The organism is Chromohalobacter sp. 11-W (assembly GCF_029889905.1).
Lineage (GTDB): Bacteria > Pseudomonadota > Gammaproteobacteria > Pseudomonadales > Halomonadaceae > Chromohalobacter.
In genome coordinates this window covers 434,198-448,722 of sequence record NZ_JARANZ010000002.1, presented here as the reverse complement: position 1 = coordinate 448,722, position 14,525 = coordinate 434,198, and the positions used below count along the sequence as shown (strand labels likewise).

The following is a 14,525-nucleotide window of genomic DNA, read 5'->3' as shown; positions in this document are numbered from 1 at the left end:
TATTGATGAAAATTTTCAAATTCGCTTATATAAAGTACGCGTTCTTCAAGTATCAGCCATATATTCTGGGGCTGCTCTTCTTCGCGACCATCTTCGTGGTGTGGTGGCTGGGAGTGGTGCTGGGCTTTTCGTCGCTGGCCAGCCTGCTATGCGGAATCGTGCTCTTTCTGTTGGCCTCGGCGTTCTATGTGTTGCTGCTCTACCGTGGCGTGGGGCAGAAGCGCAATCTCGAGCATTTGCTCCGGGAGGATGCTGACGCGGCGGTACTCGATGCCAGCCCGCAGGATCGAGAAGAGATCAGCCTGCTGCGCGAACGCCTGCTGAAGACCATCGAGCGTCTCAAGAAGAGCGGCAAGAGCAAGGGCAAGCGGGGTAACGACGCGCTTTACGCGCTGCCCTGGTACATGATCGTGGGGCAGCCCGCGGCCGGCAAGAGCACCATGGTCTACGAGTCGGGGCTCAACTTTCCCTTCGCCGAGCGCGAGAACGCCCGCGTTGCCGGTATGGGCGGGACGCGTCACTGCGACTGGTTCTTCAGCTCCGATGCCATTCTGCTGGATACCGCCGGGCGTTACATGAACAGCGAAGAGGAGGCCGGTAAATGGAAGGGGTTCCTGTCGCTGCTCAAAGAACATCGTCGCCACTGTCCGCTCAATGGCCTGATCGTCGCGGTCAATATCAGCGATGTGGTGCAGGCCAGTGACACCCAGCGCAACAATCTCGCCCGGCGTCTGCGTGAAAGGATTCAGGAAGCGCGAGACCATCTGGAAGCGCGGTTGCCGATCTATCTGGTGTTTACCAAATGCGACCTGATCGAGGGCTTCACTACCTTTTTCGAGCATCTCGACCCACAGCGGCAGAGCGACGTGCTCGGTCATACCTTTGCGCATCAGCAGCCCAGTGATGTCAACTGGGGCGTTCAGTTCGATGCCGCACTAAATAATCTGTGTCGCCACTGGTTGCAGGTCGGTGACGACGAGATCGTGCAGCGCGATGTCGTCGAGACCCGGCGCGATGTCGCCGCATTCCGGTTTCCACTCGAACTCGCCGCGCTGCGCGATCCTCTGACGCGTTTCGTCGATGCGCTGACCAATGCCAACCCTTACCAGAGTGCGCCGCTGCTGCGTGGTTTCTATTTCGTCAGCGCACTGCAGGAAGGCGATGCCATCGAGGGAGAGCACGCCAGTCGCGTCGGTCGTCACTTCGCGCTGGCGAAGCCTGAAGGGCTGTCGGGCGAGCGCGTCAACCATGCTTTTTTCATCTCCAACCTGTTCCGTCAGGTCATCATCGCCGATCAGCACCTGGCCGGGCTCTACTCCAGCGACGTGCGGGGGCGGCGACGCAAGTTGCGCTGGACGTTGGCTGCCGCTGCGCTGGGGGCCATCGTCTGCACGTTCTGGGTCACGTCCGCCGTGCGCAATCATGGCGAGATCGAGGCGATGTCGCACACCTTCGCCGAGGCCGTGGCCGAGGATGATGAGCGGGAGGCTCACTATGCGCGCTGGCATAGCCTCGATGCGCTGCGCGACTGGGGCAGCCACTACTATCAGCGGCACCATGATGGGGGCGTGCCCTGGTCGATGGGCTGGGGGCTGTATCAGGGCGACGAGATCGAGCCGGCGATCCGCAAGACGTATTTCGACCGTCTACAATCCGTGATGCTCGAACCGGTCGAGCAGAACCTGACCCGCTCGCTGTTCACGCTGACTACCATCGGCGTCTACCGGCGTACCGCCGATGAGTTGCATGCGGTGGACGGGCCGGACACCGTGGCACCCTATGCCCGCCCGCGCGACAACAGCGCGGAGTCCCTGGCCAAGTTCGGGCGCAATACGCTCGATACCTACCTGATGCTGTCGGACATGGATCGTGCCGACATCGACAGTGACGTGTTGCGCAACCGCCTGCCGGCCTTCTGGTACCCGGCGATCCAGCGCCAGACCGGGGCCGAGATAGATGAGGGGCGGGCCGACTATCGCTACGCCGGTCGTCAGGTCGATTTCTACAGCCAACAGATTCACGCCTCTGACGTGCCACGCATCACCTCCAATGCGTTCCTTATCTCGAGCAGTCGCAACTACATCGACAGCCTGCTGGAGCAAACGTTGACCAGTACGGAGACCATCGTACTCGAGTCCGACACCTTGTTTGCCTTCGGCCGTGGCGACTACGCCGGCTTGCAGCAGGCGGGCCAGCAGGAGCTGGACAAGTTGGCCGAACGTCTACTCAACACCCAGGACCTGGGGCAGATCCTGATCACCGGTCATGCCGATCCCATCGGTAACGAGGCTACCAATCAGCAGCTTTCTCTGCAGCGCGCGATGACGGTTCGTCAGTACCTGATCGGGAAGGGCGTGCCGGCCGGCCTCATCGAAGCCAAGGGGGCGGGGAGTGAACGGCCGCTGGTCACCTGTGACAACGATCAGCCACGGGCGCAGTTGATCGAATGTCTGGCTCCGAATCGTCGTGTGGAGATCGAGGTGCGAAAGCAGCAGTGATCAGAGTGCTTGAATTTTTAATGAAGACTTTAAAAATTAACATGCCATAATATAATTTATGTTAGGTAGAAATGAGAAACATAAACAGGAAGCGCCACGTGAAGTGAGGGTGTCCACTCAATAAGCGTTTTGCGTCTTCTGAAAGTGGTACTGAAACGCTTTTTATCGAGAAATGCGGCGTTGAGCGTCATGTATTCAGGTCGTCTCTTTGAGCGCAAAAGCGGCTTGAGTAGGGGATGGTTGCCTTGGTCGGCAACTGAAAATGGGCCACGGGTCACGTTCGCTGGAACGGGATCTTTTCGAACGTGATGGTGGCCTGACGTGTGTGAGTGAAAAGGAGCAATGAGAAAATGGCTTTTGATGCGTACTTGAAAATCGATGGTATTCCCGGCGAGAGCCTGGATGACAAGCATCCGGACTGGATCGAGCTGAAGAGCTTTGATTTCGGGGCCAGCCAGGCAACGTCCGCTACCGCCAGTTCGTCCGGTGGCGCCTCCGCAGAGCGTGTGAATCTTAGCGAGTTTCGCGTCCAGAAATTCGTTGACAAGGCTTCTGCCAAGCTTTTCGAATCCTGCTGTAAAGGTCAGCACATCAAGGAAGTCGTGCTGCATGTCAACCGTGCTGGTGGCGATAAAATTCGCTACATGGAGATTAAGCTGGAAGAGGTGATCGTGTCCTCCACTGAGATGGAAGGAACTTCCACTTCCACCAGCTTTGAGCAGAGCGAAAACGAAGATCGCCATGATCTGCCCTTCGAGACAGTCAAGTTCAACTACGCGCGGATCAAGATCACTTACACCCAGCAGAAACGTTCCGATGGCCAGGGCGGCGGTAATGTTGCCGGTGGCTGGGATCGTACCCGCAACAAAGTATATTCCTAAGTTGCGGCGCCCACGCCCTGTGGGTAGTTGAGTGACATACCCACCTCCGGTGCCGGGGGTGGGTCTGTCTTTTTTGAATTCGGTGGTCTTCATGCAAGCGAAGCGTCACGGGGATGTTGCGTTGAGTGACCCAGTTGGACGAAGCATGGGGCTTTGTCCCACTGCGTGAGTCATCGCTAAACGCACCCGTTGGCTCGAGAATGTTGAAGTCCCTAACGGTACATAAAGAGGGCGAGAAACGTCATGGAGCAACTCGGTGAACTCTCTGTCGACGCATTGCTTAAGCCTATTGATGGCAGTAGTCATGCTGGAGGCGAGGACCTATCTTTCTCGCTCCTCTTCGATGAAATTAAAGAGGCACGTCGCGCCGACCCGACTTACTTACCCCAGGGGGAGTGGCAGGCCGAGCTGAAGCAATCCGATTGGGGCCAGGTCGTCAACCTGGCCAGTGACGCATTGGTGACGCAGAGCAAGGATCTGCAACTGGTGGGGTGGCTATGTGAAGGGCTGGCTCACCGTGAAGGATTCAAGGGGATCGACTTCGGTCTGACACTGGCAGCGCGTTTGCTCGATGAATTCTGGGAAACGCTCTACCCCGAGCTTGATGAAGATGATCTCGATGAGCGCACGGCGCGCTTGAGTTGGCTAGGCGATACTTTGATCGGTGTGGTTAGGACACTGCCATTGATGGCAGAAGAAGGATACGGGCTGGCCGATTATGATGAATCGCGTCAGGTCGAAAATCAGGCTCGCAACGATCCTGAAGCGATGGAAAACGCACTGAGCGATGGCAAGATCAATGACGAAATCTTTCAGCGCTCAGTAGTGTTGACCGGTACTGAGTTCTTTCAAAGTCGCCATGCGGATATAGTGGCTACGCTGACGGCGTTGGGGCAATTGGAGAGTATCGGCGAGCAGCGCTTCGGGCGTGATGCACCAAATTTTTCCGGGCTCGAGAAAGTGCTTGTTCAGTGTCGCGATCTCACTGAAAGGCTACTTCGCGAGCGTGGGGTCAGCGTTTCCTCGAAAGACGAAGCAATTGCCACGGAGGTGGAGGATACGACATCGGAACGGGTAGAACCCAGTGTCGCACTGCCGGCTCAGGTATCCGGTACGTTGCGGACTGTTCCAAATAGCCGTGAAGAAGCCTTCGAGATGCTTAACGGGGTTGCCCGCTACTTCAAGGATCGCGAGCCCCACAGCCCCGTCCCGTATCTGATCGAACGCGCCGTGAAGTGGGGACGCATGCCACTGGAAGAATGGCTTAAGGACGTGATCAAGGATCACGGAGTGATCGACAATATCCGCGATACCTTGGGTACTCAGTCTAGGGACGATGACTATTGACCATGAAACGTTCTTCGATCTTCGATCGTCTTCATCAGCGCGCACAGCCTTGCGAGTCGGCCGTCGAAACGACGTTGAGGCGCACTGACTATGATCCGGATTGTCTTCGACTGATCGATGGCGTGGCGCTGACAGCGGCTGGGCTCATCTGTGCTGGGAGTATTCCCGACGAGCACACGCCTGAACTTTCTTCATCGCTTTGTGGCCCTGATGGTTTCCAGCTTCTGGTGCACCAGGTGGCCGATGTCGCGCCTTTGCATGCACCTCGGTTGCAGAGGTGCGAATACAAGGCCTTGCGAGTTCACGAGTTGATACAGACGCTTTTGACCGAGGCGTTGGTGATGCTGGAGGCGCTTCCCGAAGATGCTTTCTTCGATGTCATCGTAACATCACCGCTTAAGTCTCCAGAGGCTATCGATATCGTTCTTGCATCTCTTCGTGGCGCCATCGACGAGACACGATATGCCTCGGTATTGGGCGCGCTTCGGCATGAAGGGGGAGGAGACCCGCATGCCAGTCTGACCGTCGGAAACGACGGGGGCATGCCCTATGTACTGTGGATCAGTGCTGACTCACTGCTCAATGCTGAAGACGCGACCTCGTTGCAACATCACCGCGCTTCGGGACGTACTGCGAAAGGTGCTGGCCTTTGTCCTGGAGAGGCAGTTGCGTCGCTGCTGATCCAGCGATGCCTACCGGAAGTGCAGGACGCTATGGCGGGCTGGTGTGTTGAGAAAGGTCTCACCACCGAACATCAGGCACGATCGAGCCGGCGAGATCATGCCAAACGCCAGACGCTGCTGGAACATTTGTCTCAGGCGTGGCCATTGCCGGCTGAGTCACCACCAACACTCGAGAGTGGCGCGCCCTCGCATGTGGTCATCGATGCCATGGGGCTGCCCGGCAGGGCGGTAGAAGTGGGCAGTGCGGTGATAGAGCGCTGGCCGGAAATCGACATGATCGAAGACGGGGTGGGTATCGACCAACTTTGTGGCTGGCCTGGTGAGGCATTGTCGGCGCTGAGTTGGGTGCTGGCGCTGGCACCGCTATCGCCTTCGGATAGCGCCTTGATTATTGGGGTAGCGCCAGAAACCGTTTCACGAACATGGATATTACGATCCTGCGCGGCCGAGCACGAGCAGGTGGCCCATCATTCGTGACCGCTGTCGGCATTATGCGAAGAGATCAAGGTGGCGCCACAGGCAGTCTTGTGACCGTGTAGGGCGACCGGTTTGCCATTGACCTTCATGGTCGGGTGGCCTTCCACGATGGCGTTAGTGCCGCCATGTCCATCTTTTGGGCAGGTGACTTTGTCGCCCACGCAGGCAACAGGTGTGCCGTCGATCAAGTAGTTGCTTTGTGCGGTGATGACTTTGCCACCGTGGCTGGTAGCGTCACCGAGTACAACGATGCCTTTCATCGATTGGGGCTTCCTGACAAAGGGAAAAGTAAGCCAGACAGTATGGCCTTATTAACGAGCGTTAATTTAGCCATTGTTCAGGGTTCGTTACAAGTGCCGCGACGACCCCGAGGCCCGCCAGCCATGGCAGCAACCGGCCACGCTATGGAAAGTCGTAGCCGGTGTGCTGCTGTTACTTTTGTTGCTCTCGTGGTGGCTGGGGTAACACCTTCGGGTATGTCGGGGCGTCGTCAGGCGTCATCCAGCTTCTGCTTGAGCAGGCTATTGACCTGCTGCGGATTGGCGGTGCCGCGAGAAGCCTTCATGACTTGTCCCACGAAGTAGCCGATCATCTTTCCGCGTTTGGCTTCATCGGCTTCACGGTACTGGGCGACCTGAACCGGACTGTCGGCGATGACCTGATCGATCATGCCCTCGATGGCGCCCGTGTCGGTGACCTGCTTGAGGCCGCGTGCGTCGATGATGGCATCAGCGCTGTCGGCCTCGCCGTCCCAAAGCGCCTGGAAGACTTGCTTGGCGGCTTTGCCGCTAATGGTGTCGTCCATCACGCGTTGGATGAGGCCGCCGAGCTGTTCGGCCGTGACCGGGCTATCGCCAATCTCCAGGCTTTCGCGATTGAGATTGGCCGAGAGCTCGCCTTGTACCCAGTTGGCGGCTTGCTTGGCATCGCCACAGGTTTCTTTGACGGCTTCGAAGTACTCGGCCATGGCGCGGCTTGAAGCCAGCACGCCGGCATCGTAGGCGGAAAGGCCCAACTGGTTTTCGAAGCGGTGACGCTTTTCACTGGGCAGCTCGGGCATGAGTGCGCGCTGATGATCGACATAGGCGCTGTCGAGGGTGACCGGCAGCAGATCGGGGCAGGGGAAGTAACGGTAATCGTTGGCTTCCTCTTTGGTACGCATGCCGCGTGTCTCGTCGCGTTCGGGGTCGAACAGGCGGGTTTCCTGAATGACCTCGCCGCCATCCTCGATGAGTTCGATCTGACGCTCGACCTCGAAGGCAATGGCCTTTTCGACGAAGCGGAACGAGTTGACGTTCTTGATCTCCGCGCGGGTGCCGAATGCCGCCTGGCCCTTGGGGCGTACCGAAACGTTGACGTCACAGCGCATCGATCCCTCCGCCATGTTGCCGTCGGAGATGCCGAGATAGGTAACGATGGCGTGAATCGCACGAATATAGGCGACCGCTTCCTTGGCCGAACGCATATCGGGCTCGGAAACGATCTCCAGAAGCGGCGTGCCGGCGCGATTGAGATCGATGCCGGTCATGCCGTGATAGTCCTCGTGGAGCGACTTTCCGGCATCTTCTTCGAGATGGGCGTGATGAATACGGATCGTGCGCGCTGATCCGTCGTCGAGTGTGATTTCGACATTACCGGGGCCGACGATAGGTTGCGCCATCTGGCTTGTCTGATACCCCTTGGGTAGGTCGGGGTAGAAGTAGTTCTTGCGCTCGAACAACGAGGTCTCGGGGATCTCGGCATCAATGGCGAGGCCGAACTTCACCGCCATGGCGACGGCGTTTTCATTGAGTACCGGCAGCACGCCGGGCATGCCGAGGTCCACGGCGCAGGCCTGGGTATTGGGCTCGGCGCCGAAGGCGGTGGACGCGCCGGAGAAGATCTTGGACTGGGTGGCGAGCTGAACGTGGACCTCGAGCCCGATCACGGTTTCCCACTGCATCATGCCATCTCCTTGCCGAATGCCGGACGCTTGAGGTGCCAGTCGGTGGCCTGCTGGAATTGATGCGCCACGCCGAGCAGCTGGGCCTCGGCGAAGTGCGGAGCCAGCACCTGGAGGCCTACGGGGCGGTTACCGGCAAAGCCGGCCGGAACGCTGATGCCCGGAATACCGGCCAGGTTGACGGCGATGGTGTAGATATCCTGCAGGTACATCGAGACCGGGTCTTTCTGCGCGCCGAGGTCGAAGGCCGGCGTGGGGGCGGTCGGCCCCATGAGCACGTCGACTTCGTCGAAGGCGTCGAGAAAGTCCTGGCGGATCAGGCGGCGCACTTGCTGTGCCTTGAGGTAGTAAGCGTCGAAGAACCCTTCAGAAAGCGTGTGCGTGCCGATCAGGATGCGCCGCTTGACCTCTTCGCCGAAGCCTTCGGCCCGCGTGCGCTTGTAGAGGTCCTCGAGGTCGGTCGGATCCTCGCAGCGGTGGCCGAAGCGCACGCCGTCATAACGCGACAGGTTGGACGATGCCTCCGCCGGTGCGATGACGTAGTAGGCGGGAATCGCCAGGTGCGTGTGCGGCAGGCTGACTTCGCAGACCTTGGCGCCGAGCGACTCGTAGACCTTGATCGCTTCACGCACGGCGGTTTCGACCTCGGGATCGAGCCCGTCACCGAAATATTCTTTGGGTAGCCCGATCTTGAGGCCGGCCAGCGAGGTGTCGAGCTCGGCGGAGTAGTCGGGCACCACGCGTGCCACGCTGGTGGAATCGCGAACGTCGTGGCCGGCGATGGTTTCGAGCAGCAGGGCACAGTCGGCGGCGGTGCGTGCCATGGGACCGCCCTGATCGAGGCTCGACGCGTAGGCCACCATGCCATAGCGCGACACGCGTCCGTAGGTGGGCTTCAGGCCGGTAATGCCGCAAAAGGCGGCCGGTTGCCGAATCGAGCCGCCGGTATCGGTGCCGAGCGCTGCCGGTACCAGGCCCGCGGCGACGGCCGCGGCGCTACCGCCTGAGGAACCGCCGGGCACGGCGCTCAAGTCCCAGGGGTTCTTGACCGGGCCGTAGAAGCTGTTCTCATTGGACGAGCCCATGGCGAACTCGTCCATGTTGGTCTTTCCAAGGTTGATCGTGCCGGCCTGACGTAGTTTTTCGACCACCGTGGCATCGTAGGGAGAGACGAAGTCGTCGAGCATCTTCGAGCCGCAGCTGGTACGCACGCCCTGGGTGCAGAAGATGTCCTTGAGGGCGAGCGGCAAACCTGCGAGAGGGCCGGCGTCGCCGGCTTCGCGTGCACGGTCGGCGGCATCGGCGTTGGCCAGTGCCTGCTCGGCGGTCACGGTAATGAAGCTGTTGAGCTCGCCATCGAGGTGCTCGATGCGTTCGAGTGCCGTCTGGCACAGCTCACGGCTGGAGAACTCGCCTGCTTGAAGACCGGCGGCAAGCTCCGTGAGGGTCTTGTCATGCATGGAAGAATATGACTCCTGATTCGAATCCTGACGAGGATGCTTCACTCGACGACGCGCGGGACGAGGTAAAGACCGTCGGTGACGGCGGGTGCACAAGCCTGGAAGCGTTCTCGCTGACTATGCTCGGTCACCTCGTCGGGACGTAGGCGCTGGGTGGCATCCAGCGGATGCGCCAATGGGGTGATGTCTTGAGTGTCGACGGCCTGAAGTTGGTCGACCATCTTCAGGATGCGGCTCAAGTCGTCGACATAGCCGGTTGCTTCGTCCTCACTCAAGCCGACGCGGGCCAAGTGAGCGGCACGGAGAACGTCTGCATGTTCGATCGCCATATCGTTTGCCTTTTATGGATACTGCGCGGCGCATGTCATCGCCGCGCCAATGAAGGTCTGACGCCGGGGATAACCCCAGAATTTACCATATCTGGCGAGCGCTGACAGGCCTTTGCTTGCCGCGCCATCCCCGCGATGGTACCGTTTGCGTCCGCACAGGGTTCCGGTCTGGACTAGGTGAAAGACTTCCATGTTTAAACGTTTACGGGGGCTTTTCTCGAGCGATCTGTCGATCGACTTGGGAACCGCCAACACACTGATTTACGTGCGCGGTCGCGGTATCGTGCTCGACGAGCCGTCGGTCGTGGCTATCCGCCAGTCTGGCAATATGCGCACCGTCGCGTCCGTGGGGATCGATGCTAAGCGCATGCTAGGTCGTACCCCTGGCAACATTACCGCGATCCGTCCCATGAAGGACGGTGTCATCGCTGATTTTACCGTCACTGAGCAGATGCTCCAGCACTTCATTCGTAAGGTGCATCAAAGTACATTCTTGACGCCGAGCCCGCGTGTCTTGGTCTGTGTGCCGTGCATGTCGACCCAGGTCGAGCGGCGCGCCATCAAGGAATCGGCGGAAGGTGCCGGCGCGCGTGAGGTTTTCCTCATCGAAGAGCCCATGGCCGCGGCCATCGGTGCCGGCCTGCCGGTCGAGGAGGCGACGGGGTCAATGGTCGTCGATATCGGTGGCGGGACCTCCGAGATCGCGATCATCTCGCTCAACGGCGTGGTGTATTCCGAATCGATTCGCGTCGGGGGCGATCGCTTCGATGAGGCGATTACGGCGTATGTGCGCCGTCATTACGGTAGCCTGATCGGCGAGGCGACCGCCGAGCGTATCAAGGAAGAAATCGGGTGTGCCTATCCCGGCGGCGAGCTGCGTGAAATCGATGTGCGCGGTCGCAATCTGGCGGAAGGCATTCCGCGTAGCTTTACGCTCAATTCGCACGAGATTCTCGACGCCTTGCAGGACCCACTCTCGTCCATCGTCGCGGCGGTCAAGAGCGCCTTGGAGCAATCGCCTCCCGAACTGGCGTCGGACATCGCCGAACGTGGCGTGGTGTTGACCGGCGGTGGTGCGTTGCTGCGTGACATCGACAAGCTGATCGCCGAAGAGACGGGCTTGCCGGTGATCGTTGCCGAGGACTCGTTGACATGTGTGGCCCGTGGCGGCGGCAAGGCGCTGGAAATGATCGACCAGCGGACCTTCGAGTTGCTGTCCAGCGATTGACGCACGCGGGCGCTTGCCATGTTAGCGCCGATACGCTTGCCTGGAAGCCACACGCATCGCGAGTGGCTTCAGGCGTGTGTCCGGTCGTTATGAGTCTTGCGCCCTGTCTGCGGAGGAAGGCTTATTAAACCTCTGTTTTCGCATGGCCCGGTGCCTAGCTATCGTATGTTGCTATGTGCGGTGGCTGCTTTTTCGTTGATGTTCGCGGAGCATCGCCTGCCTTTCATGGACGATGTGCGCTCGCAACTGACCACGGTGGTGGCGCCCGTGCAATGGGCGGTGAGTTGGCCCAGTGAAGGGTTGTCCTGGGCGGCACTGGTCTTTTCGGATCAGCGTGCTCTGGTGGATGAAAACCAGCGTTTGCGCCAGCAGTTGCTGACGCTATCGCATCGTGTGCAGCGCATGGCGAACTTGACGGCGGAAAACGTGCGTCTGCGAGAGTTACTGCATGCCGCGCCGCGTGATGAGGCGCCATATATCACGGCTGAGTTATTGTCGCTGGATTCCGACCCTTTCACCCAGCAGATGGTGATCGGGCGAGGGCGACGTGATGGTGTCTATGTAGGCCAACCGGTAATGGATGCCTCCGGCCTGATCGGGCAGGTCATCGCCGTATCCGCCTATACGAGCCGTGTATTGATGGTGAGTGACGCCAACAATGCAGTGCCGATTCAGATCAATCGCAGCGGGCAGCGTTTCATCGTCCAGGGCTCCGGCAATCTCGATACTCTGAATGTTCTCAATGTGCCGGCGACCGCTGATATCAAGGAAGGTGACTTGCTCACGACGTCGGGCTTGGGCGGGCGTTTTCCTGAGGGCTACCCTGTCGCGGAGATCACGCAGGTCGATAGGGATGGCCAGCATTCTTTCGCGAATGTCGAGGCACGACCGCTTGCGCAACCCGAACGCTCTCGGCATTTCTTGCTGCTTTTTCCCTCACCTGCAGCGGCGGCCGTTACCAGCGATGTCAATATCGAGGCCGCCTTGCACTTGATGGATGGTGGGACGGGAAAAATGCCCAGCGAGCTTGAGGAGGCGCGCTAATGATGCGCTTGCCAGGACTTCTCATGATCTGGTTCACCCTGCTGGTGAGCTTGTGCTTGCAGGTCATGCCGCTGCCCGATGCATGGTTGATGTGGCGTCCCAATTGGCTTGGTCTGGCATTGGCTTATTGGTGCATTGCTGCCCCCCAGCGCGTCGGCGTCCTCCATGGTTTCGTGCTCGGCTTGCTGCTGGATCTGATCGAGGGCACGCCCTTGGGCCAGAACGCCTTGACGTTGTCGATGCTTACCTATTTGTGTCTCTTGCTCTATCAACGCCTGCGTGCCTATTCCATTTGGCAACAGGCCGTTCTGCTGTTTGTGTTGCTGGGCTTGATTCAATTGGTCGAGCAATGGCTGCGCACGATCTTCGGCCCCGTCTCTATCCATCTGGCATTCTTGCTGCCCGCGCTCGTAGGCGCTGCCTTGTGGCCGTGGTTGTTCACCATGATGCAAGTACTGCGTCGCCGCTTGAAAATCGTCTGACTCTGCTACCTCGATGCGCGTGGCCTCTGCCACCCAAACCGTGAGGAAAAGCGCATGTCCACACACCAGGGGGCGTCGTTGCGCCTGGCGTCGGCTTCGCCGCGTCGCCGTGAGTTATTGGCGTCGATCGGCGTCAAGCTCGAAATAGTACCGACCGATATCGATGAGACACCGCAGTCAGGGGAATTGCCTGCCGCTTATGTGGAGCGCCTGGCACGAGACAAGGCGCAGGCCGGTGCGGTGGGCACGTCGTTACCCACACTGGGGTCCGACACAGCCGTGGTGTTGGGGCAGCGTATCCTGGGCAAACCGCGTGATCGCGAAGATGCAGTCGCCATGCTCACAGCGTTGTCGGGCACCACACATGAGGTGATGACGGGCGTCGCGGTGACGGGGCCGTGCGGCATGTTGTCGACCTGCGTGACGACTCGAGTGACACTGCGCCTGCTCGAAACGCACGAGATCGAGGCCTACTGGCGTAGTGGTGAGCCCGTCGACAAGGCCGGCGCCTATGCCATTCAAGGCTTGGCGGCGATCTTCGTTGAGCGCATTGAAGGCAGTCACTCCGCAGTGGTCGGGTTACCCCTTTTCGAGACTGCCAAGTTATTGACGCGCCAAGGTGTCTCGCTGTGGGGCCAGCGCTTGGCTGTGCCATAATGCCGACAGATTATCTGGTTAGGGGCAACGCATGAGCGGCGAGGTACTGATCAATTTGACGCCCATGGAGACACGCGTCGCCGTGGTCGAGAACGGTGTCTTGCAAGAAGCCTTCATCGAACGCAGCCGTCGGCGTGGCATCGTGGGCAATATCTATAAGGGCAAGGTGGTGCGTGTATTGCCTGGCATGCAGGCCGCCTTCGTTGATATTGGGCTCGAGCGAGCGGCCTTCATTCATGTCAACGAAGTCGTTGCACCCAATGCGAGCATCGATGAGCACACCACGATCTCGCACTTGCTCCAGGAAGGTCAGTCGTTAGTCGTGCAGGTCACCAAGGATCCCATCGCATCGAAAGGGGCGCGTTTGACCACGCACCTGTCGGTGCCGTCGCGCTATCTGGTCTACATGCCCGACTCGCCGCATACGGGTGTCTCCCAGCGTATCGAGGATGAGAGCGAACGCGAGCGGCTCAAGACGTTGATCGAAGCCTCCCAGGCGGCAATGCAAGATGAAGCGCCGGGGGGCGTGATCATCCGCACGGCGGCCGAGGGAGTGGGGCAGGAAGAGCTGGCGACCGACATGCATTTCTTGTTGCGGCTCTGGCGCAAGGTCGATGAACGTCGCCACAGCGCCACGCCACCGGCCCTTCTTTACGATGATCTGCCGTTATTCATCCGCACGTTGCGCGACGTGTTGCGCGCCGATATCGAGCGCGTACGCATCGACTCGCGCGAAAACTACGCCAAGCTCAAGGAGTTCGCCAAGGAATTCATGCCCGATGTCGAGTCGAGCATCGAGTACTATCCCGGTGAGCGCCCGCTGTTCGATCTTTACAGCGTCGAGGACGAGATCCAGAAAGCCCTGGGCCGTAAGGTGCAGCTCAAGTCGGGCGGGTATCTGGTGATCGACCAGACCGAGGCGATGACCACCATCGACGTCAATACCGGTGGTTACGTGGGGCATCGCAATCTTGAGGAAACCATCTTCAAGACCAACCTCGAGGCGGCCACGGCGATTGCGCGTCAACTTCGGCTACGCAATCTGGGTGGCATTATCATCATCGATTTCATCGACATGGAAGAGCTCGAGCACCAGCGTCAAGTCCTGCGTGTTCTCGAGAAGGCGCTGGAACGCGACCACGCCAAGAACAAGCTGACCGGCGTGACCGAGCTCGGCTTGGTGCAGGTGACGCGCAAGCGTACCCGCGAAAGCCTCGAGCAGACCCTGTGCGAGCCTTGCTTGACGTGCCAGGGACGCGGAACGCTCAAGACACCGGAGACCGTGTGCTACGAGATATTTCGGGAAATCCTGCGCGAGGAGCGTGCCTACAGCCCGGAAACCTACATGGTCTTGGCTTCTCAGGGCGTGGTCGATCGCCTGCTCGACGAGGAATCGACGGCGGTGGCGGACCTGGAAGCCTTTATCGGCAAGACGATCCGCTTCCAGGTCGAAGCCCACTATTCCCAGGAGCAGTACGACATCGTGCTGATGTGAGC

General features: G+C 59.5%; 13 protein-coding genes. 9 read left to right on the top strand and 4 right to left on the bottom strand.

Translation table 11 applies throughout. The annotated features are described in order from the left end of the window. The first annotated feature begins 5 nt into the window (after nucleotides 1-5). From tssM to OP494_RS04930, 4 genes are all read left to right on the top strand, one after another. The gene (gene tssM, locus OP494_RS04945) at nucleotides 6-2,498 is read left to right on the top strand and encodes a type VI secretion system membrane subunit TssM (protein ID WP_280539590.1); all 2,493 of its coding nucleotides are present in this window, start codon (nucleotides 6-8) and stop codon (nucleotides 2,496-2,498) included. Between the two features lie 350 nt (nucleotides 2,499-2,848). Next, nucleotides 2,849-3,379 carry a type VI secretion system tube protein Hcp gene (locus OP494_RS04940; RefSeq protein WP_280539589.1) on the top strand — a complete coding sequence of 177 codons (531 nt, stop codon included), beginning with the start codon at nucleotides 2,849-2,851 and terminating at the stop codon, nucleotides 3,377-3,379. 243 nt (nucleotides 3,380-3,622) lie between these two features. Next, entirely contained in the window at nucleotides 3,623-4,726 is a 1,104-nt protein-coding gene (gene tssA, locus OP494_RS04935) for a type VI secretion system protein TssA (protein WP_280539588.1), read from the top strand. Nucleotides 4,727-4,728: 2 nt separating this feature from the next. Next, on the top strand, nucleotides 4,729-5,886 hold the full coding sequence (locus OP494_RS04930; RefSeq protein WP_280539587.1) for a hypothetical protein: 1,158 nt from the start codon (nucleotides 4,729-4,731) through the stop codon (nucleotides 5,884-5,886). Here OP494_RS04930 and OP494_RS04925 read toward each other — a convergent pair. The 4 genes from OP494_RS04925 to gatC form a co-directional block, all read right to left on the bottom strand. Then, nucleotides 5,877-6,146: a PAAR domain-containing protein gene (locus OP494_RS04925; protein ID WP_280539585.1), complete on the bottom strand. Its 270-nt coding sequence runs from the start codon at nucleotides 6,144-6,146 to the stop codon at nucleotides 5,877-5,879. The genes OP494_RS04930 and OP494_RS04925 overlap by 10 nt on opposite strands. A 230-nt stretch (nucleotides 6,147-6,376) precedes the next feature. Continuing rightward, complete coding sequence (gatB, locus tag OP494_RS04920; protein WP_280539621.1) at nucleotides 6,377-7,828, bottom strand: Asp-tRNA(Asn)/Glu-tRNA(Gln) amidotransferase subunit GatB; 1,452 nt, start codon at nucleotides 7,826-7,828, stop codon at nucleotides 6,377-6,379. Next, a complete protein-coding gene (gatA, locus tag OP494_RS04915; RefSeq protein ID WP_280539584.1) occupies nucleotides 7,828-9,288 on the bottom strand; it encodes an Asp-tRNA(Asn)/Glu-tRNA(Gln) amidotransferase subunit GatA in 1,461 nt (486 codons plus the stop codon). The genes gatB and gatA overlap by 1 nt, the downstream gene beginning before the upstream one ends. 41 nt (nucleotides 9,289-9,329) lie before the next feature. Further along, nucleotides 9,330-9,617: an Asp-tRNA(Asn)/Glu-tRNA(Gln) amidotransferase subunit GatC gene (gene gatC, locus OP494_RS04910; protein WP_040241878.1), complete on the bottom strand. Its 288-nt coding sequence runs from the start codon at nucleotides 9,615-9,617 to the stop codon at nucleotides 9,330-9,332. 190 nt (nucleotides 9,618-9,807) lie between these two features. Between gatC and OP494_RS04905 the strand changes: the two genes are divergently transcribed. The 5 genes from OP494_RS04905 to rng all read left to right on the top strand — a co-directional run bounded on the left by OP494_RS04905 (nucleotide 9,808) and on the right by rng (nucleotide 14,523). Continuing rightward, entirely contained in the window at nucleotides 9,808-10,845 is a 1,038-nt protein-coding gene (locus OP494_RS04905) for a rod shape-determining protein (RefSeq protein ID WP_040241875.1), read from the top strand. Between the two features lie 123 nt (nucleotides 10,846-10,968). Then, nucleotides 10,969-11,889, top strand: a complete 921-nt coding sequence (gene mreC, locus OP494_RS04900; protein WP_280539620.1) for a rod shape-determining protein MreC — start codon at nucleotides 10,969-10,971, stop codon at nucleotides 11,887-11,889. Then, nucleotides 11,889-12,371: a rod shape-determining protein MreD gene (mreD, locus tag OP494_RS04895; RefSeq protein ID WP_280539583.1), complete on the top strand. Its 483-nt coding sequence runs from the start codon at nucleotides 11,889-11,891 to the stop codon at nucleotides 12,369-12,371. The genes mreC and mreD overlap by 1 nt, the downstream gene beginning before the upstream one ends. A gap of 54 nt (nucleotides 12,372-12,425) precedes the next feature. Then, complete coding sequence (locus OP494_RS04890) at nucleotides 12,426-13,028, top strand: Maf family protein (RefSeq protein ID WP_280539582.1); 603 nt, start codon at nucleotides 12,426-12,428, stop codon at nucleotides 13,026-13,028. A 31-nt stretch (nucleotides 13,029-13,059) separates the two neighbouring features. After that, nucleotides 13,060-14,523, top strand: a complete 1,464-nt coding sequence (rng, locus tag OP494_RS04885) for a ribonuclease G (protein WP_280539581.1) — start codon at nucleotides 13,060-13,062, stop codon at nucleotides 14,521-14,523. Nucleotides 14,524-14,525: the final 2 nt, after the last annotated feature.